The following is a 19439-nucleotide window of genomic DNA, read 5'->3' on the forward strand; positions in this document are numbered from 1 at the left end:
TCCCCGACCACCCATGACCCTACCTCTCCGAAGGCGGCCCGGGCACATCGCCTCACCGGCACCGACCGGGCCTGACGCCTCGAACACCCGCGATCGGGGCTTCGGTCCCTGCGCCGCAGGGGAGTTGGTCCCGCTGCCCGAACGGCCCAGCCGAGAGTGCGTCACGCAGTTCGAACACGGAACGGCCGGTGCCCGCGATGCGGACACCGGCCGTTCGAAAAGTGAGACAGCGTCAGCTCATCGCCATCTCGTCGGTCAGGTTGGCCTCGGTGCTCGGCAGGCCGAGCTCGGAGGCGCGCTTGTCGGCCATCGCCAGCAGGCGCCTGATCCGGCCGGCCACCGCGTCCTTGGTGAGCGGCGGGTCGGCCAGTGCGCCCAGCTCCTCCAGCGAGGCCTGCTTGTGCTGCATCCGGAGCTGGCCGGCCGCCGCCAGGTGCTCCGGCACCTCCTCGCCGAGGATCTCCAGCGCCCGCTGCACCCGGGCGCCGGCCGCGACCGCCGCGCGGGCCGAGCGGCGCAGGTTCGCGTCGTCGAAGTTGGCCAGCCGGTTGGCGGTGGCCCGCACCTCGCGCCGCATCCGGCGCTCCTCCCAGGCCAGCACCGACTCGTGCGCGCCGAGCCGGGTGAGCAGCGCGCCGATCGCGTCACCGTCCCGAATCACCACCCGGTCCACCCCGCGGACCTCGCGGGCCTTGGCCGGGATGCCCAGCCTGCGGGCCGCGCCGACCAGGGCCAGCGCCGCCTCCGAGCCCGGGCAGGTGATCTCCAGGGAGGAGGACCGCCCAGGCTCGGTGAGCGAGCCGTGCGCCAGGAAGGCCCCGCGCCAGGCGGCCTCCGCGTCGCAGGTCGCGCCCGACACCACGGCCGGGGGCAGGCCCCTGATCGGCCGTCCTCGTCCGTCCACCAGCCCGGTCTGCCGGGCCAGCAACTCGCCGTCCTTCACCACCCGCACCACGTACCGGCTGCCGCGTCGCAGCCCGCCGGGGGCCATCACCACCAGATCCGAGGAGTGTCCGAAGATCTCCAGCAGGTCCTTGCGCAGCCGCCTAGCCGCAATGCCGGTGTCCAGCTCCGCCTCGATCACGATCCGGCCGCTCACAATGTGCAGCCCGCCCGCGAATCGGAGGATCGCCGAAACCTCAGCCTTGCGGCAGCAGGCCCGGGTGACGGGGAGCCGGCTGATTTCGTCCTTCACCGCTGCCGTCATCGCCATGGGCCGATCCTTCCATGTGTCCGGAAAATCCGGTCGTACGCAGCCGCCAGAAGCTCCCGGTCGTGTCGCGGCGTGCCGTCCGCGGCGGCGACCCGGTCGAGCACCAGAGCGGCACCCATCCGTCCGGCGGCCTTCTCGAGACCGGCCAGGTCCGCCTGGCCGAAGGCGCCACCGGTGACGGCGCGCTCGTCCACCAGGATCGCATCCACCGCAAGCTCCGGAGCGTGATCGGCGATCACTTCCAGGTGGCGCTGCGGGGTGAAGCCCTCGGTCTCGCCCGGCTGCGGGGCCAGGTTGAGGGTGAGCAGGCGGCGGGCCCGGGTCTGCACCAGGGCGTCGGCCAGCTCGGGGACCAGCAGGTGTGGCAGCACGCTGGTGAACCAGGAGCCGGGGCCGAGCACCACCCAGTCCGCCTCCAGGACCGCCGCGACGGCCTCCGGGACGGCCGGCGGCTGCTCGGGCAGCAGCCGGACGGACTGCACCGTGCCAGGTGTGACGGCCACGCTGGCCTGGCCCCGGACCGCGCTCAACTCACCCGGCAGCAGCGGGTCGTGGCCCCGGACCACGGCCTCGATGTCCAGCGGGACGGCCGACATCGGCAGCACCCGGCCGTGCACGTTGAGCAGCCGGCCGACCCAGTTGAGCGCCTCCACCGGGTCGCCGAGCTTTTCCCAGAGCGCCACGATCAGCAGGTTGCCGACCGCGTGGCCACCGAGCTCACCGTCGCCGGTGAAGCGCAGCTGGAGCACCTCGGACCAGGTCCGGCCCCAGTCGTCGTCCCCGCACAGCGCGGCCAGCGCCTTGCGCAGGTCACCGGGCGGCAGGACGCCCAGCTCGCTGCGGAGCCGGCCGCTGGAGCCGCCGTCGTCGGCGACGGTCACCACGGCGGTCAGCTCGGTGGTCAGCCGACGCAGCGCGGAGAGCGAGGCGGACAGGCCCTGGCCGCCGCCGAGCGCAGTGATCCGCGGCGCGCCTCTGGTCCGGCCGCCTGTGCTCTGGGCCCGGTCGGCGGTCTTGTGCTGCCGCGATGGCGAGTATGCCGTCACACCGACCCCACGTTCTGCTAGTCGGCGCCGCCCTGTGGCGGCGGCGCTCCTTGTCTCTGTAGAGCGACCGCCGGAGCGCCGCCGTCACTCCCCCGGGGTCACTCCCTGCCCATGTCGCGGTGGACCAGCACCGTCTCGACGCCGTCCGCGATCAGACGCTTCGTCAGCCGCTCCGACATCGCTACGCTGCGGTGTTTCCCACCGGTGCAGCCTACGGCAAGTGTCATGTACCGCTTTCCTTCCCTGCGGTAACCCTCGGTGATGATCCTGAGCAGCTCGGCGTAGCCGTCCAGGAACTCGTTCGCACCCGGCTGCTGGAAGACGTAACCGGCCACATCGGGGTCGGTTCCGGTGCGGGCGCGCAGCTCGGGGACCCAGTGCGGGTTCGGCAGGAACCGGCAGTCCACCACCAGGTCGGCGTCGACCGGCAGGCCGTACTTGAAGCCGAAGGACATCACGGTGGCGCGCAGCTCGGGCTCGTCGTTGTCGGCGAACGCGGCGTCCAGCTTGGCCCGGAGCTGATGCACGTTCAGATCGGAGGTGTCGATCACCAGGTCGGCCTCGCCGCGCAGCTCGCGGAGCAGGTCGCGCTCGCGCTCGATGCCGTCCACGATCCGGTCGGCGGCCTGCAGCGGGTGCGGGCGGCGGACCGACTCGAAGCGGCGCACCAGGGCGTCGTCCGAGGACTCCAGGAAGACCACCCGGAGCCGGACGCCGCGCTTCTCCAGCTCGTCCAGCGAAGTCAGCAGGTCGTCGAAGAACTTCCGGCCGCGGACGTCGACCACCACGCCGATCCGCGGCACCGCGCCCTGCGAGCGGGCGCCGAGGTCGACCATGGTCGGGATCAGGGCGGGCGGCAGGTTGTCCACCACGAACCAGCCCAGGTCCTCCAGGCACTTGGCCGCGGTGCTGCGGCCGGCTCCGGACATACCGGAGATGATCACCAGCTCCGGTGCGCTCTCTCCCACATCGGCCACTGTCACGTCTGATCCCCGTTCTCGGTGATTCTGCCGGAGCGCGGACGGGCGGCGTCGACCGTCACTGCGTCTCCTCGGTACTGTCCTCAATGATCTCGCCAGTGGCGGTGTTCACGGCGGGAGCGACCGGTGTACGGGCAGCCAACGCCGCGACAACAGTCTCCGCCGTGCGCAGGCCGATCCCCGGCACCTCGCAGATCTCCGCCACCGTGGCCGCCCGCAGCTTCTTCAGCGAACCGAAGTGCTTGAGCAACGCCTGGCGGCGAGTCTCGCCGAGGCCGGGGACCGAGTCCAGCTCCCCCGCCGTGAGCCGTTTGGCGCGCTTGGTCCGCTGGTACGTGATGGCGAACCGGTGCGCCTCGTCGCGGACCCGCTGGAGCAGGTAGAGGCCCTCGCTGGAGCGCGGCAGCACCACCGGGTCGCTCGCGCCGGGCAGCCAGACCTCCTCAAGTCGCTTGGCCAGACCGCAGAGTGCGACGTCGTCGATGCCGAGCTCGTCCAGCGCGCGGCGGGCGGCGGCGACCTGCGGCTGGCCGCCGTCGACCACCAGCAGCTGCGGCGGGTAGGCGAAACGCTTCGGGCGGCCGTCCTCTTCTCTGGGGCCGTCCTCTTCGGGGACCGCCCACTCGCCGGTCTGCTCGCGCTCCTGGAGGTAGCGGCGGAACCGCCGGGTGATCACCTCGTGCATCGAGCGGACGTCGTCCTGGCCCGCGAAGCCCTTGATCTGGAACCGGCGGTACTCGCTCTTCCGCGCCAGCCCGTCCTCGAACACCACCATCGAGGCGACCACGTCCTCGCCCTGCAGGTGCGAGATGTCGAAGCACTCGATCCGCAACGGCACCGAGTCCAGCTCCAGCGCGTCGGCGATCTCCTGGAGCGCCCGGCTACGGGTCGTCAGATCGGAGGCGCGCTTGGTCTTGTGCAGCACCAGCGACTGCTGCGCGTTCCGCTGCACGGTGACCATCAGGTCCTTCTTGTCGCCGCGCTGGGGCACCCGCAGGTCCACCTGGGCGCCGCGCAGCCCGGTCAGCCACTCCTGCACCGGGGCCAGCGGCTCGGGCAGTGCGGGCACCAGCACCTCGCGCGGGACGCTCTCGGTACCGCCGCCGTACAGCTGCTGGAGCGCGTGCTCGACCAGCCCGGCGGTGTCCACGTCCTCGACCTTGTCGGTGATCCAGCCGCGCTGGCCGCGGACCCGGCCGCCGCGCACGTGGAAGATCTGTACGGCCGCCTCCAACTCGTCCTCGGCGAGGGCGAACAGGTCGGCGTCGGTGCCGTCGCCGAGCACCACCGCGTTCTTCTCCATCGCGCGCCGGAGCGCCCCGAGGTCGTCGCGCAGCCGGGCGGCCTTCTCGTACTCCATCGCGGCGGCCGCGTCCTGCATCTCCTGCTCCAGGCGGCGCAGGTGGTTGCCCGTCCGCCCGGCCATGAAGTCGCAGAACTCCTCGGCCAGTTCGACGTGCTCGGCCGGCGAGATCCGGCCGACACAGGGCGCGGCGCACTTGCCGATGTACCCGAGCAGACAGGGGCGGCCGATCTGCCGGGCCCGCTTGAACACCCCGTTGGAGCACGTCCGGACCGGGAACACCCGGAGCATCAGGTCGACCGTCTCGCGGATCGCCCAGGCGTGGCCGTACGGACCGAAGTAGCGCACGCCCTTCTTGTGCGCGCCGCGCATCACCTGGACCCTGGGGTACTCCTCGTTGAGGGTGACCGCCAGCTCCGGGTAGCTCTTGTCGTCCCGGTACTTGACGTTGAAGCGGGGGTCGAACTCCTTGATCCAGGAGTACTCCAGCTGGAGCGCCTCGACCTCGGTGGCCACCACCGTCCACTCCACGGCGGCGGCCGTGGTCACCATGGTCGCGGTGCGCGGGTGCAGGTTGGCCACGTCCTGGAAGTACGAGGACAGCCGGGGCCGCAGGCTCTTGGCCTTCCCCACGTAGATGACCCGCCCGTGCGCGTCGCGGAACTTGTAGACCCCGGGCGAGGTCGGGATGGCCCCGGGTGCGGGCCGGTAGGTGGATGGGTCTGCCATGCCCCTACCGTACCGATCCGCCCTGACACCCGGGGCCGCCGTGTCAGCAAGACCCTGCGKSGGTKGGGGGGCGGCGKCGCGMCGCCGGGGCACGCACCTCGCCGGCTTCTCGTCAGTCGCCGCAGCTCCGCTGCTACTCCCTCCTCGGCACCGCCGAGCCACGCACCCCAACACCGCTCCTTCACCCACCCCCCAACCGACGCAGGGTCAGGCCCCGATCGCGGTGAGCACCTCCTGAGCGGCCCGGGCCCCTTCGGTGGCGCCGCCTTCCATGTAGCCCTGGAAGTCGTACGAGGTGTGCTCGCCCGCGAAGTGCAGGCGGCCCTGGGCGGTGCCCTCGTAGCCGGCTGCCGTGGTGAGGTAGCCGACCGGCCAGCAGGAGTAGGCGCCGAGGGTGTTCGGGTTGAGGTGCCAGGCGGAGAGGGTGGCCTTGCCGGTCCAGGCGGCCTTGGTGCCGGGCCAGAGGCGGTCGATCTGGGTCAGGTAGGTGGTGGCGAGGTTGCGGGTGTAGCTGTTGGTCGCATCGGTGAACGGCGCCCCGGGGGCGAGCGACTTGGCGGGCGTGCCGCCGTGGTACTGGATCAGCAGACCGTTGGAGCCGGACTGACCCTTCGTCACGTCCCAGGCCTGCTGGAACGGCTGGTCGCTGAAGCACTCGCCGCCGGAGACGCCGGGCCAGGGCCCGGTACCGGTCCACGGGCGGCTGCTGAACTGCATGTTGAGCTTGGTGCAGTAGCCCATCGTCATGTCGGTGAGCACCTTGCGCATCATCGGGTCGAGACCGGCGCCGGTCAGGTCCACCCGCTGCTGGAGCACCGGGAGCGGCAGCGCCAGGATGGTGTGGTCGGCGGTGACGGTACGGGTGCCGCCGCCGTTCAGCTTGAAGGTGAGGGTCTGGCTGCCGTCGGCGTTGCGGACCACCGCCGCCAGGGTGTGGCCGGCCTGCACGGTGCCGGCCGGGAGCGCGGCCGCGATGGCCCGCGGGACCTGGTCGTTGCCGCCGGTGACGTGGTAGCGCTCGTCGCTGCCGCCCCAGATGTTGAAGTTCCCGGGGTTGGCCTGCCAGGAGAGCATCAGCAGCAGCGCGTACGCGGACTGGGCGGTGGTGTCGGCGCCGTACTCGACCGCGTAGGCGACGTCGAGCAGCGCGCCGAGCCGGCTGGAGGTGCCACCGGGGACCCGGGTGTTGATCCACTCCCGGACCGACATCCGGTCCAGCGCGACGGCGGCCTGGTTGTGGTTGTCCCAGGTCGGTCCTGAGCCGCCGGCCTGGATGTCGTTCTTGATGGTCTGCCAGATCTGCTTGAACTCGGCGTCGGCGGTGGCGCGCGGGTAGTAGCCGCCCTGGAAGTGCAGGGTCTGCTCGCCGTCGGAGAAGTGCCGGATCGAGGTGGTGGAGAGGCCGAAGCGCTGACAGAGCTGCAGCATCGTGTGGTGGCCGGTGTCGACCAACTCGGCGCCGTACTCGGAGACCTGGCCCTGGGCCCAGTCGGCCTTGGAGTACATCCGGCCGCCGACCCGGGCCGGTTCGGCCTCGTACACGGTGGAGGTGATGCCCTTGTCGGCCAGCGTCAGGGCGGCGTTCAGGCCGGAGATCCCGGCGCCGATGATCGCGACCCGGGGCATCGTCCCGGTGAACTTGGTGGTGACGGCGGCCCGGGCCTTGGGGGCGGCGGCGATCCCGGCCAGGCCGACCCCGATACCGAGGGCGGCGGCGCGGCCGAGCAGGGCGCGACGGGAGGGGCCGTCGGGTTCGGCACAGGCGGCGTCCCGGAGGCCGACGTACTCGTCGACGGGGAGCCGGAGCCGATCGGCGGTGGCCTGGTCGGCGAAGGCGGAGCGGAGCAGGCGGGCGTACGGGGAGCGGGACATGTGGGGGTTCCCTTCCGGAAGGCTCAGACGGTGGCGGGGGTGGGCTCTTCGGTACGTTCCTGGGCGTCCTCGACCACCAGACGGCCCATCACCTCGTAGCGGGCCGGGTGACGGGCCCGCATGTAGAGCGCCAGGCCGACACCGCCGAGGAAGACCGCGCCGACGATCCAGGGGATCAGCTTGAAGAAGAAGATCTCGGAGGCGGCCCCGGCGGCGGTGTCCAGGTTGACCACCAGCAGCACGATCGCGGCGAGCATGCCGAACCCGCCGAGCAGCGGCGCGGTCAGGGTACGGAACCAGTGCCTGGACTCGGGGTGGTTGCGGCGGAAGTAGGCGATCACCGCGAACGAGCAGAGCGTCTGCACCACCAGCAGCGCGAGCGTGCCGAGGATCGCGGTCAGCGTGTACAGGCCGACGTACGGGTCCTGCCCGGTGAACCAGAAGCCGCAGACCACGGCCAGCGCGATGCCGGTCTGGGTGAACGAGGCGACGTACGGCGAGCCGTGCTTGGCGTGGGTGCGGCCGAGCGCCGGGTGCAGGAAGCCCTCCCGGCCGATCGCGTAGAGGTAGCGCGCGGCGCACTGGTGGAAGGCCATCCCGCAGGCGAAGGCGCTGGAGACCATCAGCCACTGGAGCGCGGTGACCGCCCAATCACCCAGGTACGTCTTGGCCGGGACCAGGAACAGGTCGAGCGGGCTGGAGCTGGTGGCCAGGCCGACCGCGGCCTCGGGGGTGTCGGCGGCCAGCACCATCCAGGTGACGAAGGTGTACAGCACGCCCAGGATGAGCACCGCGAGCAGGGTGGCGCGCGGGATGATCCGGCGCGGGTTGCGGGACTCCTCGCCGTACATCGCGGTGGACTCGAAGCCGATCCAGGACCAGAAGCAGAAGAACAGGCCGACGCCCGCGTTCACCCCGGCGAAGGCGCCGGTCGGGTTGAGCGTGCCCCAGTGCAGGCCGGTCGGGCCGCCGCCGTGCACCAGCACCGAACCGCCCAGCAGCGTCAGCATCACCACCTCGCCGACCAGGAAGACGGCCAGCACCTTGGAGGCCACCTCCAGGTCGAAGTAGGACAGCACGGCGGTGATCGCCAGCATCGCCAACGCGAAGACCTGCCACGGGAGATCGAGCCCGAACTGGGACTCGAACGCCTGCTGCGAGAAGTACGCGAAGATGCCCACGATGGAGGCCTCGAAGACCACGTAGGCGAGCACCGCAAGCAGCCCGGAGGCCATCCCGGCCACCCGGCCGAGCCCCTGCGAGACGAAGCCGTAGAACGCCCCGGCGGTGGTGATGTGCTTGGCCATCGACACGTACCCGACCGTGAAGACGGTCAGCACCACGGTGACGAACAGGAATCCGGCCGGAGCATGCACCCCGTTGCCGCCGCCGACCACCACCGGCAGGTTGCCGGTCATCGCGGTGATCGGGGCCGCGGTGGCCAGCGCCATGAAGACCACACCGGCCAGACCGACCGAGTTGGCTCTCAGCCGCTGCACCGGGGGCGGGGACTGCTGATCGGTTGGGGACACCGTGAACTCCCAGGAGGCGCAAGGGGGATGGAAGCGCCCAGTGTGTCGGGGAGCACAGCCCAGGAGGGATGAGCAGGGTGTAGCCGGGACTGTTAAAGGATTGACGCCCTGTCATCTGTACGAAGGCCCGTTCGGTACGCGCCATTGACCGCGAGCACGCCCAGCCCCACGCTGTGATCCGTCCGGGGACCCCACTCGTACAGGAGGCGTACATGCGCGTTCCGTTCGACAGGCTCAGAACGCTCGGCACCACGGCGGCCCTGCTGGCCGCCGCTCTCGTCCCGTCCGCCCCGCCCGCCCTCGCCGCCGCCACTCCCCCCATGGAGGTGTACGGCGCCTGGCAGTGCAGCAACGACGCCTGCACCTGGGGCACGGTGCGGAACATGACCGACTTCGACCAGGCCAACCACTGGCTGGTGGACCGGGGCGACGGCCGCCCCTCGGTCAACCTGGTGGTGCTCAGCTTCGTCCACCCGCTCCGGCTGCTGGACAGCACCAACGACGCCCAGACCGTGGACGGCGTGCCGGTCGGGATCAACCAGGCCGTCGTCGACTACTTCACCAGCCGGGGCATCAGGGTGATGCTCTCGATCGGCGGCATCACCTACACCGACGCCTGGAACCAGGCGCTGGCCAAGAATCCGACCCTGTTCGGGCAGCGGGCCGCCTCGCTCGCCACCCGGCTCGGGGTCGGCATCGAGATCGACTACGAGGAGAACACCACCCCGAACCTGACCGGCCTGCAGGCCTTCGTGGACGCCTACCGCGCCGTGCACCCGTACGACGCGAGCGGCAGCGACCCGGCCGCCCGGTTCACCATCGACGTGGCGGCGGGCGACCGCTGGCTGATCGGCATCAACCAGTACGCGACCGCGAACTGGCTGCGCACCGACCGGCCGGTGCTCGACTTCGCCAACGCGATGGTGCCCGCCCGGCAGCCGTCCAGCAGCGGTGCGACCGCCAACTGGCAGGAGCACCTGACCGGCAAGCCCACCTACAACCCGCCGGTCCTGCCACTGGCCCCGGCCAAGTTCACCGCGGGCCTGTACGTGGCGGAGGGCTCGAAGGTCCGGCCCGAGTGCAACAACTTCGCTGCCTCGCTGCAGAGTTCGACCAGCAGCTGGGTGCGGAGCGCCGCCCCCGACGGGGCCGGGACCAGCTCCGGCCTGCTCGGTTACATGTTCTGGGCGGCCGAGCGGCCGTCGGTGCGCGGGGTGACCACCACGCCGCCGAACAGCTGTGAGGCCGGCGTGGGCGCAGGGGCGACCGCGCACTCGGTGGCGATCCCGATGCCACCGCTCCGGCAGAGCTGACCCACCAGGTGTGCCCCGCCCGACCCGGGGCCATCGGTGGGTGCGGTTCAGTCACGTGCCAGGCACGGTATCCGGCTGCTCAGCTCGTTCAGCCCGTCCGTCCCGACGCACCGACCGGAGCCGGGCCGCCGGCCGCACGGTTGAGCAGGTCGATGCCGAGCGCGGTGATGGAGTGCAGCACCGCGCCGCCCCTGCGCTGAGTGGTGATCAGGTGGGCGTTGCGCAGCACCGTGGCGTGCTGACTGGCCGAGGCCGGGGAGACGTTGAGACGGCGGGCCAGTTCGGTGGTGGTACAACCCTCGGTGACGATGTCCAGGGCGGCCGCCCTGGTGCGGCCGAGCAGCGCGGTGAGCGACTGCCTGGCCGTCGGGTCCTCGCTCCACAGCCGGGCGCCGGCCAGCGGATCACGGACGGTGGGGAAGGCCAGCACCGCAGGGGCGTCCCGGTCCAGCGAGTCGGTCAGCAGCACCGGCGGATCGGCCAGGAAGACCATCGGGGCCAGCACCAGCCCCCGGCCGCCGAGATGGACGTCGACCGAGCGCGGGTAGCCGATCTCCAGCACCGGTGCCCGCCAGCGGATCGTCGGGGCGCAGAAGGTGCCGAGCAGCTGCTCCACCCCGCCGCCCAGCAACGTGCGGGCCAGGTCGGCCCGGACCGCGTCCAGGTGGGCCTGGATCCGGCCCCAGTACGGGCCGACGGTGAAGCGGTGGCAGGCCGCCACCGAGTCGGCCAGCCGCTGACGGGCGGTCAGGTCCCCCTCCATCAGAGCCCGGATCCAGCGCGGGTCGGCCCGGGGCGTCGCGACCTGGCCCAGCTCCAGCCGGACCAGCTCGTCCGGGGCGCTGAGCAGCCGGTCGAGGCCCTCCTCGACGGAGGTGCCGGTGCCGGTCAGCGCCCCCAGGTCGAAGCAGGGGCCGGGGCCCGGGATCAGCGAGGCGAGCGGGCGGATCTCCTCGGCCAGCGGACCACCGCCGAACTTCTGCCGCCAGGGCCGGAACTGGGCGCAGCCGCCCGGCCCGGTCAGCGTCTCCAGGCTGTGGTACGCCTCGGCCAGCAGCCCGACCGTGGGCGCCACTCGTACCCGGAGCAGGTCTTCGGTGGTCAGATGGACACGCAGCACGGCTTCCCCCTGTCCGTTTCAGACTGCACCTTTAAGGCACCCCTGAAACCCCTGTCCCCGCCCCGGGCCCACCCCTCAGGATGATCCCAGGTGCCGGTGCCCGGTACGGGGGTCCGGGCACCGGGAAACCGCCGTCTCGCACTCGGCCATCTACTTCGTCACCTGGAAGGCGCCGTCCTTGAGGGTGACCTGGTAGGCCGGGAGCGGGCTCGGGGCCGGGCCGTCCTTGACCGAACCGTCGGCAATGGCGAACTTGCTGTAGTGGCACGGGCAGTTGACGGTGCCGTCCTTGATCTCGTCCACCACGCAGCCCGCGTGGGTGCACTTGGCGCTGAACGCCTTGTACTCACCGGCCGTCGGCTGGGTGATGACGATCTTGGCGTCCCGGTACACCTTGCCGCCGCCGACCGGCACGTCGGCCACCGCACCGACCGTCACGGGGGCGGCCGCAGCGGCGGAGCCGCTGCCGGACCCACTGCCGGCCGCGCTGTCGGAGGAGGTGGACGAGCCGCAGCCGGTCACCGCGACGGCCGCGCCTCCGGCGGCCAGCGCGGCGCCGCAGCAGAGCAGGGTCCGGCGGGTGGGTGCGGGGGTGGGCTCGGTCATCGGTGACGCTCCCTCAGCGGGTGGACGGTACGGGCGGAACCGGCCGCAGTCTATGCGGGGAAGCTGAGAGAGCCGTCGTACCGGACGAACACCGGTACGACGACTCCCGCAGCAGTGGCGTTACTTCTTCTTCGCGACGGCCCGCTTGCGCGGGGCCTTGGCCGCAGCCGGAGCCACAGCCGTGGCCGGGACCGCCGCGTCCGAGACCCGGCCCGCCAGGATGTCGCGGAGGAACTTGCCGGTGTGGCTGGTCGGGACGGCGGCCACCTCCTCGGGGGTGCCCTCGGCGACCACCAGGCCACCGCCGCTGCCGCCCTCGGGGCCCATGTCCACGACCCAGTCGGCGGTCTTGATCACATCGAGGTTGTGCTCGATGACGATGACCGTGTTGCCCTTCTCGACCAGGCCGTCCAGCACCTTGATCAGCTTGCTGATGTCCTCGAAGTGCAGACCGGTGGTGGGCTCGTCGAGCACGTAGACCGTCCGCCCGGTGGAGCGCTTCTGCAGCTCGGAGGCGAGCTTCACGCGCTGCGCCTCGCCGCCGGAGAGGGTCGGTGCGGACTGGCCGAGCCGGACGTAGCCGAGGCCGACGTCGTTCAACGTGCGCAGGTGCCGGTGGATCGCCGGGACGGCCTCGAAGAAGTGCATGCCCTCCTCGATCGGCATGTCCAGCACCTCGGCGATGGACTTGCCCTTGTAGTGGACCTCCAGCGTCTCCCGGTTGTAACGGGCGCCGTGGCAGACCTCGCAGGGGACGTAGACGTCCGGCAGGAAGTTCATCTCGATCTTGATGGTGCCGTCACCGGAGCAGTGCTCGCAGCGGCCGCCCTTGACGTTGAACGAGAACCGGCCGGGCAGGTAGCCCCGGACCTTGGCCTCCTGAGTCTCCGCGAAGAGCTTGCGGACGTTGTCGAAGACGCCGGTGTACGTCGCGGGGTTGGAGCGCGGGGTGCGGCCGATCGGCGACTGGTCCACGTGCACGACCTTGTCGACCAGGTCGGTGCCGGTGACCCGGGTGTGCCGGCCGGGGACGCTGCGCGCCCCGTTCAACTCCCGGGCCAGGTGGGTGTAGAGGATGTCGTTGACCAGCGTCGACTTGCCGGAGCCGGACACCCCGGTGATCGCGGTGAAGGTGCCGAGCGGGAAGGCGACCGTGACGTCCTGCAGGTTGTGCTCGCGGGCGCCGTGCACGATGATCTGCCGCTTCTTGTCGCGCGGGCGGCGGATCTCGGGGGTCGGGATGGCGCGGCGGCCGGAGAGGTACGCGCCGGTGATCGACTCGTCGTTGGTGAGCAGCTCCTTGAGCGAACCGGAGTGCACCACCTTGCCGCCGTGCTCACCGGCGCCGGGGCCGATGTCGACCACCCAGTCCGCGGTCTTGATGGTGTCCTCGTCGTGCTCGACCACGATCAGCGTGTTGCCGATGTCGCGGAGCCGGACCAGGGTCTCGATCAGCCGGTGGTTGTCCCGCTGGTGCAGACCGATCGAGGGCTCGTCCAGCACGTACAGCACGCCGACCAGGCCGGAGCCGATCTGGGTGGCGAGCCGGATCCGCTGGGCCTCGCCGCCGGACAGGGTGCCGGCCGCGCGGTTCAGCGAGAGGTAGTCCAGGCCGACGTCGACCAGGAAGCGGAGCCGCTCGTTGACCTCCTTGAGCACCCGCTCGGCGATCTGCTTGTCGCGCGCGTTGAGCTTCATCGCACCGAGGAACTCGGCGCAGTCGGCGATCGACATCGCGGAGACGTCGGCGATCGACTTGTCGAGAATGGTGACCGCGAGGATCACCGGCTTGAGCCGGGAGCCCTGGCAGGACGGGCAGGGCACCTCGCGCATGTAGCCCTCGAAGCGCTCGCGGCTGCTGTCGCTCTCCGACTCGGAGTGACGGCGCGTCACGAACGGGATCGCGCCCTCGAACGGCGCGGTGTACGAACGCTCGCGCCCGTAGCGGTTGTTGTAGCGCACCTCGACCTGGGTCTTGTGGCCGTACAGCAGCGCCTTCTTTGCCCGCGCGGGGAGCCCGGCCCACGGGATGTCCGTCCGGAAGCCGAGCTCGCCGGAGAGCGCGTCGGTGAGGCGCTGGAAGTACTCCTTGGTGTGGCCCTGCGACCACGGGTGGATGGCGCCCTCGTCGAGCGACTTCTCCTCGTCCGGAATGACCAGCTCCGGGTCGACCTCCATCCGGTTGCCCAGGCCCGAGCAGTCGGGGCAGGCGCCGAACGGGGAGTTGAAGGAGAACGAGCGCGGCTCCAGCTCCTCGAAGGAGACGTCGTCGTACGGGCAGTACAGGTGCTCGGAGTACATCCGCTCGCGCTCCGGGTCCTCCTCGGGGAGGTCGACGAAGTCGAGCACCACCATGCCGCCGGCCAGCTTGAGCGCGGTCTCCACCGAGTCGGTCAGGCGGCGCTTGGCGCTCTCCTTGACCGTCAGGCGGTCGATGACCACCTCGATGGTGTGCTTCTCCTGCTTCTTCAGCGTCGGCGGCTCGGTCAGCTGGACGGTGACGCCGTCCACCCGGGCGCGCGCGTACCCCTTGGACTGCAGGTCGGCGAAGAGGTCGACGAACTCGCCCTTGCGCTCCCGGACCACCGGGCTGAGCACCTGGAACCGGGTGCCCTCCTTGAGCTCCAGCACCCGGTCGACGATCGCCTGCGGCGACTGCTTGGCGATCGGGCGGGCGCAGTGCGGGCAGTGCGGCTTGCCGATCCGGGCGAACAGCAGCCGGAGGTAGTCGTAGACCTCGGTGATGGTGCCGACGGTGGAGCGCGGATTGCGGTTGGTGGACTTCTGGTCGATCGAGACGGCCGGGGAGAGGCCCTCGATGAAGTCGACGTCGGGCTTGTCCATCTGGCCGAGGAACTGGCGCGCGTAGGAGGACAGCGACTCGACGTAGCGGCGCTGGCCCTCCGCGAAGATCGTGTCGAAGGCGAGCGAGGACTTCCCGGAGCCGGAGAGGCCGGTGAAGACGATGAGGGAATCCCGCGGCAGGTCCAGCGAGACGTTCTTGAGGTTGTGCTCGCGAGCACCGCGGATGATGAGGCGGTCGGCCACTGCTTCTGGCGCCTTTCTCCGGGGGAGGTGGCTGGGAAGGGCTGCGTGGCCCACTGCCGGGACCAACAAGCGCAATCGGGTGAATTCTTCCAGTGTGCGCCCGCCAGCCTACTAGCTCAGGCGTTCGAATATCGAGCCTGTCCAGCCGAGTCCACCCGAACGGGTGACGCCCGGTCCGGATCCACACCTTCCCCGTCCGGAAAACCCCTGCTCAGAGCCGGGCACCCCCGGTACCGTCACGGTGTCAACGAGTCACGCCCCCTCCGGGCAACGCTCGAGTGCACACCGATTCGGAGGCCGCAACATGACCGACTCCAGCACCGACTCCAGCACTGGCTCAGGCACGGCCGCCCAGAGCGCCGCGGCGATCGCGACCGCCCGCCTGCGAGCCGTCGAGGAGTCCACCGCGACCCTGCTGCGGGAGACCGGCGGCCTGACGCCCGAAGCGGTCGGCGAACCGTCCGCGCTGCCGGGCTGGACCAAGGGCCACGTCCTGACCCACCTCGCCCGGAACGCCGACTCGCTGGTCAACCTGCTGAACAGCGCCCGGACCGGCCAGGACATCCCGCAGTACGCCTCCCGAACCGCCCGCGACGAGGACATCGAGCAGGGCGCGCCGCGTCCGCTGGCCGAGCAGCTGGCCGATCTGGCGGCCAGCCACGAGCGCTTCGCCGCGGCCGCCGCCGAGCTGCCCGACGAGGCCTGGACGGTGCAGATCCGACACCGCTCCGGCTACCTCTTCCCGGCCCACGAACTGCCGCTGAAGCGGCAGATGGAGATCGAGTACCACCTGGTCGACCTCGGCGCCGACTACACCCCCGGGCAGTGGCCCGCCGACTTCGCCGAGCAGGAACTCCCGCGCCTGGCCGAGCAGTTCGAGAAGGTCGACGGCCTGCCGACGCTCACCCTGGCGGCCACCGACACCGGCCAGCGGGCCGCCCTGGGCGACGGCCCGGAGCAGCTCACCGTGGCCGGCCCGGTCCGCGCCCTGGCCGCCTGGCTGTCCGGCCGCTCGGACGGCACCGGCCTGCTGGTCCAGCGGGACGGCACGGAACTGGACCACACCGCCCTGCCGCAGCTCCCGCCGATGGGCTGAGGGGGATGATGGCGGTTCAGGTTCAGGTTCAGGCCCAGTGCGAGCGAGGAGCAGCGGCGCGATGACGTACCACGGAGCAGTGAAGGTCGGCGGCCCGCCGGACGTGCGGGAGTTGGCCCATCTGATCATCACCAAGATCGCGGTCGGCCCGTACGAGAACAACGCCTACCTGCTGCGCTGCCGCGCCACCGACGAGCAGCTGCTGATCGACGCGGCGGCGGACGCCCCGGTGCTGCTGGAGTCCGTCGGCGACCAGCTGGCCACCGTGGTCACCACCCACCAGCACGGCGACCACTGGGGCGCACTGGCCGAGATCGTCGCCGCCACCGGCGCCCGGACGGCCGCCGGCCGGATCGACGCGCCCGGCATCGCGGTCCCGACCGACCTGCCGCTGGACGACGGCGACACCGTCCGGGTCGGCCAGGTCGAACTGACCGTCCGCCAGCTGACCGGGCACACCCCGGGCGCGATCGTGCTGACCTACGACGACCCCCAGGGCCACCCGCACCTCTTCACCGGCGACTGCCTCTTCCCCGGTGGAGTCGGCAACACCTGGAAGGACCCGGCAGCCTTCGACAGCCTGTACCGGGACGTCACCGAGAAGCTCTTCGTCCTCCCCGACGAGACCTGGGTCTACCCCGGCCACGGCAACGACACCACCCTCGGCACCGAGCGCCCCCACCTCCCGGAGTGGCGCGAACGCGGCTGGTGAGGCCTGCGGGGTCGCCCGTCCGGGTGGCCCCGCATACTCGTGACTTTCCCCAGGTCAGGGGCAGGACTCGCCGAACTTGACCACCCTCAGCGACACCGGCTGCCCGTTCAACGCGGCTCCTGCCGCCGGATCCTGGGTACACACCTGCCAGTTGGACTCGACGATGACCATCCGGCCTTGCAGGGCGTCCTTCACCGCGTAGCTCGTCGACTTGTCCAGGGCGTCCTTCACAGCGGCCACCGACTTGCCCCTGAAGTCGGGCATCGTGGCGCCGGCCTTCGCAGTTGCCGTGCCCTGGTCCTGGGCGGGGCACTGCTCGTCGAGCTTCACCGTGCCGAAATCCACGACCGCGCCGGTGGCCCGCTGACCGGCGGCCGGAGCCTGGAAACAGACCTTCCAGTTGCGATCGTCGATCTGCGTCCGGCTGCGACCGAGTGCGTCGTGACTCCGGAGAGCATAGAAGCCTGCCGCCTGGGCTCTGTCCTGCGCGGTCTGCAGACCCATCCCGGTGAACGTCGGCAGGGTCGCACTGCCGGCGCTCCCCGCCGAGGCGGACTTCGTGGCCGACGCGCTCGCCTCCGGGCCGGTTGTCGCTGTCGCGGGGCCGGTGGCCGGCGCACTGGATACGCCCGCGGGGCCGGCGACAGTGGGGTTGCATGCGGCGAGTGCGAGCAGGGTGGTCACGATCGGAACGGTGGCACGAATGCGCATGGCTCTCCCGGAAAGTGTGGATACGGAGAGCGATGGTTGCGCACAACGTGTATGCCGTACGCGGGAGTTGCGAAGCCGTTACCGGGCCTCTGCCCGTACGGGCTTCGAAGCTGCAGCTCAGAACGCCTTACCGGCCCGGATCGAGCCACCGGGCCCGAAGGCCGTCGGAGGTCGAAACGGTAACGCTTCGAGGATCGGCCGACTTACCGTCAGGTACCGCTGTAGACCGGCCCTCTGCACTTCATCACTCTGCTGAGGACATGTATGAACTCCCAGGATCAGCAGCCCACTTACGACCGCCCATGGCCACCGGTTCCCTCCTCGCCGCCCGACTGGCCGAAGCCGCCGCCGACCCCGCCCAAGGTGCCGAACGCTGCGAAAATCGCTCTCGGCATCATCGGCTGCCTGGCCCTGGTGGGGAGCTGCAGCGCGCTGGTCGCGAGCGGGAGGACCGACAGGCCGACGGCCGCAGGGGCGACGGCGGGGCCCACCGCCACGGTCACCGTCACCGCAGCCGCCGCGCCCGTCACCGCACAACCCACAGTCACAGTCACAGTCACCGCCACGGCTACGGTCACGGCGCCGGCCGAGCCGGCCGCCGCTCCGGCCCCGGCCCCGGCCCCGGCCCCGGGGGACACGATCGCCGGCAACGGCACCTACCTGGTGGGCGACGACATCCAGCCCGGGACGTACAAGACCGCAGGCCCCGGCTCCCTCGGCCTCTGCTACTGGGAACGCGGCAAGGACAGCAGCGGTGGCTTCGACTCGATCATCGCCAACGACAATCTGACCGGGCAGGGCGTGGTGACCATCAAGAAGACCGACAAGGTCTTCAAGACCCAGGGATGCCAGGTCTGGACAAAGGTCGGCTGACAGCCCTCGGAGGCCCGTTCCCCCACCGGGTAGGGAAGCGGGCCTCCGGCGTCGGCCGGGAGATTTCATGGCGCCGCAACACCACCGCCAGACCGGTGCGGAACGATGAACGTCATTCGAACCACGTTGCGAGAGAGGGGAAGACGTTGACCTGCCGCTGTCCGCTTCCCTGTACCGGCTGCTGTTGTCGCCGCAGCCTGCTCGCCGTCTGATCCCACGTTCATTCACTCCCCTACCCGCCCGGGCCGAATTCGCCTGTCCCGGACGGGAGTTCTGCCGCACCCTTTTTCTGGAGGACAGCCATGACCACCGTCGCCACCGAACTCCGCCTCACCCCCGCCGCCGGCCGGATCGGCGCCGTCGTGCACGACATCGAGCTGGGCGGCTCGCTCGGCCCGGAGACCGTGGCCGCGATCGAGGCCGCGCTGTACCGGCACAAGGTGCTGTTCTTCCGGGGGCAGCGGCACCTGGACGACGCCGGGCACGAGGCGTTCGCCCGGCTGCTCGGGCACCCGGTGGGACACCCGACGGTGCCGAGTGCGGACGGCCGGTACATCTTCGAGCTGGACGCCACCAAGGGGGTACGGGCCAACAACTGGCACACCGACGTGACCTTCGTGCCGTCCTACCCGAAGGCGTCCATCCTGCGGTCGCTGGAGCTGCCGGAGGCCGGCGGCTCCACGGTCTGGGCCAACACCGCCGCCGCGTACGACGACCTGCCCGCGCCGCTCAAGGTGCTGGCCGAGAGCCTGCGGGCGGTGCACACCAACGACTACGACTACGCCGCCACTCTGGCACTCACCCCGGAGCTCGCGGAGAACAAGGAGATCGCCGCGCTGTTCCGGCAGGTCTTCGTCTCGACCGCCTTCAAGACCGAGCACCCGGTGGTCCGGGTGCACCCGGTGACCGGTGAGAAGAGCCTGTTGCTGGGTGCCTTCGCGCAGCGCGTCCAGGGCGTCTCGGGCGCCGACAGCCGGGCGCTGCTGGAGCTGTTCCAGCGGTACGTGGAGCGGCTGGAGAACACCGTCCGCTGGGACTGGCAGGTCGGCGACGTGGTGATCTGGGACAACCGGGCCACCCAGCACTACGCCGTGAACGACTACGGCGACCAGCCCCGGCTGGTCCGCCGGATCACCCTGGACGGCGACCTGCCGGTCGGTGTCGACGGCACCCCGAGCCGGCTGCTCGAGCCCACCGAACCTCCGGCGGTGGCCGGGCTGGTGCCGGCCGAGCAGCTGGAGGCGGCCGCACTGAGCGGCTGAGCACGCAGAGAGGGCGCCCTCGG

Annotated in this window: 15 protein-coding genes; 5 read left to right on the forward strand and 10 right to left on the reverse strand. The window is 71.1% G+C overall.

Going from position 1 to position 19439, the window contains the following annotated elements; translation table 11 throughout:
* Positions 1-232: 232 nt before the first annotated feature.
* The 6 genes from whiA to ACXJMZ_RS19955 all read right to left on the reverse strand — a co-directional run bounded on the left by whiA (position 233) and on the right by ACXJMZ_RS19955 (position 8594).
* Complete coding sequence (gene whiA, locus ACXJMZ_RS19930) at positions 233-1213, reverse strand: DNA-binding protein WhiA (protein WP_057240357.1); 981 nt, start codon at positions 1211-1213, stop codon at positions 233-235.
* Positions 1204-2259, reverse strand: coding sequence for a gluconeogenesis factor YvcK family protein (locus ACXJMZ_RS19935; RefSeq protein WP_457031403.1), 1056 nt, complete (start codon positions 2257-2259; stop codon positions 1204-1206). The genes whiA and ACXJMZ_RS19935 overlap by 10 nt, the downstream gene beginning before the upstream one ends.
* A gap of 98 nt (positions 2260-2357) precedes the next feature.
* Positions 2358-3242, reverse strand: coding sequence for an RNase adapter RapZ (gene rapZ, locus ACXJMZ_RS19940; protein ID WP_457031404.1), 885 nt, complete (start codon positions 3240-3242; stop codon positions 2358-2360).
* Positions 3243-3297: 55 nt separating this feature from the next.
* On the reverse strand, positions 3298-5271 hold the full coding sequence (uvrC, locus tag ACXJMZ_RS19945; protein ID WP_457031405.1) for an excinuclease ABC subunit UvrC: 1974 nt from the start codon (positions 5269-5271) through the stop codon (positions 3298-3300).
* Positions 5272-5478: 207 nt separating this feature from the next.
* Positions 5479-7143, reverse strand: coding sequence for a flavin monoamine oxidase family protein (locus tag ACXJMZ_RS19950; protein WP_457031406.1), 1665 nt, complete (start codon positions 7141-7143; stop codon positions 5479-5481).
* Positions 7144-7166: 23 nt separating this feature from the next.
* Positions 7167-8594 (reverse strand): APC family permease, encoded by a 1428-nt coding sequence (locus tag ACXJMZ_RS19955; protein WP_457031448.1) that lies wholly within the window; start codon positions 8592-8594, stop codon positions 7167-7169.
* Positions 8595-8887: 293 nt separating this feature from the next.
* Between ACXJMZ_RS19955 and ACXJMZ_RS19960 the strand changes: the two genes are divergently transcribed.
* Complete coding sequence (locus ACXJMZ_RS19960; protein WP_457031407.1) at positions 8888-9988, forward strand: hypothetical protein; 1101 nt, start codon at positions 8888-8890, stop codon at positions 9986-9988.
* Between the two features lie 88 nt (positions 9989-10076).
* Here the strand turns inward: ACXJMZ_RS19960 and ACXJMZ_RS19965 are convergent, their stop codons facing one another.
* The 3 genes from ACXJMZ_RS19965 to uvrA form a co-directional block, all read right to left on the reverse strand.
* Positions 10077-11108: an ArsR/SmtB family transcription factor gene (locus tag ACXJMZ_RS19965; RefSeq protein WP_457031408.1), complete on the reverse strand. Its 1032-nt coding sequence runs from the start codon at positions 11106-11108 to the stop codon at positions 10077-10079.
* 150 nt (positions 11109-11258) lie between these two features.
* Positions 11259-11714: a Rieske (2Fe-2S) protein gene (locus ACXJMZ_RS19970; RefSeq protein ID WP_457031409.1), complete on the reverse strand. Its 456-nt coding sequence runs from the start codon at positions 11712-11714 to the stop codon at positions 11259-11261.
* A gap of 120 nt (positions 11715-11834) precedes the next feature.
* Positions 11835-14762, reverse strand: coding sequence for an excinuclease ABC subunit UvrA (gene uvrA, locus ACXJMZ_RS19975; protein WP_457031410.1), 2928 nt, complete (start codon positions 14760-14762; stop codon positions 11835-11837).
* A 304-nt stretch (positions 14763-15066) separates the two neighbouring features.
* Between uvrA and ACXJMZ_RS19980 the strand changes: the two genes are divergently transcribed.
* Entirely contained in the window at positions 15067-15858 is a 792-nt protein-coding gene (locus tag ACXJMZ_RS19980; protein WP_457031411.1) for a maleylpyruvate isomerase family mycothiol-dependent enzyme, read from the forward strand.
* Between the two features lie 61 nt (positions 15859-15919).
* The gene (locus ACXJMZ_RS19985) at positions 15920-16570 is read left to right on the forward strand and encodes an MBL fold metallo-hydrolase (RefSeq protein WP_457031412.1); all 651 of its coding nucleotides are present in this window, start codon (positions 15920-15922) and stop codon (positions 16568-16570) included.
* 54 nt (positions 16571-16624) lie between these two features.
* Here ACXJMZ_RS19985 and ACXJMZ_RS19990 read toward each other — a convergent pair whose 3' ends face one another.
* Positions 16625-17254, reverse strand: a complete 630-nt coding sequence (locus ACXJMZ_RS19990; protein ID WP_457031413.1) for a PASTA domain-containing protein — start codon at positions 17252-17254, stop codon at positions 16625-16627.
* Between the two features lie 291 nt (positions 17255-17545).
* Here ACXJMZ_RS19990 and ACXJMZ_RS19995 point away from each other — a divergent pair, with 291 nt between their 5' ends.
* Together ACXJMZ_RS19995 and ACXJMZ_RS20000 are read left to right on the forward strand one after the other, a co-directional pair.
* Entirely contained in the window at positions 17546-18154 is a 609-nt protein-coding gene (locus ACXJMZ_RS19995) for a hypothetical protein (protein WP_457031414.1), read from the forward strand.
* 302 nt (positions 18155-18456) lie between these two features.
* Positions 18457-19416: a TauD/TfdA dioxygenase family protein gene (locus ACXJMZ_RS20000; RefSeq protein WP_457031415.1), complete on the forward strand. Its 960-nt coding sequence runs from the start codon at positions 18457-18459 to the stop codon at positions 19414-19416.
* The last annotated feature ends 23 nt before the right edge of the window (positions 19417-19439 follow it).

Source organism: Kitasatospora sp. P5_F3, assembly GCF_054049135.1.

Bases quoted from the DNA above. Each gene is read 5' to 3' on its own strand.
- whiA (WP_057240357.1), bottom strand. From the start codon at position 1,213: ATGGCGATGACGGCAGCGGTGAAGGACGAAATCAGCCGGCTCCCCGTC.
- ACXJMZ_RS19955 (WP_457031448.1), bottom strand. From the start codon at position 8,594: ATGGCGCTGGCCACCGCGGCCCCGATCACCGCGATGACCGGCAACCTG.
- ACXJMZ_RS19970 (WP_457031409.1), bottom strand. From the start codon at position 11,714: ATGACCGAGCCCACCCCCGCACCCACCCGCCGGACCCTGCTCTGCTGC.
- uvrC (WP_457031405.1), bottom strand. From the start codon at position 5,271: ATGGCAGACCCATCCACCTACCGGCCCGCACCCGGGGCCATCCCGACC.
- ACXJMZ_RS19960 (WP_457031407.1), top strand. From the start codon at position 8,888: ATGCGCGTTCCGTTCGACAGGCTCAGAACGCTCGGCACCACGGCGGCC.
- ACXJMZ_RS20000 (WP_457031415.1), top strand. From the start codon at position 18,457: ATGACCACCGTCGCCACCGAACTCCGCCTCACCCCCGCCGCCGGCCGG.
- ACXJMZ_RS19980 (WP_457031411.1), top strand. From the start codon at position 15,067: ATGACCGACTCCAGCACCGACTCCAGCACTGGCTCAGGCACGGCCGCC.
- ACXJMZ_RS19985 (WP_457031412.1), top strand. From the start codon at position 15,920: ATGACGTACCACGGAGCAGTGAAGGTCGGCGGCCCGCCGGACGTGCGG.
- ACXJMZ_RS19950 (WP_457031406.1), bottom strand. From the start codon at position 7,143: ATGTCCCGCTCCCCGTACGCCCGCCTGCTCCGCTCCGCCTTCGCCGAC.
- ACXJMZ_RS19995 (WP_457031414.1), top strand. From the start codon at position 17,546: ATGAACTCCCAGGATCAGCAGCCCACTTACGACCGCCCATGGCCACCG.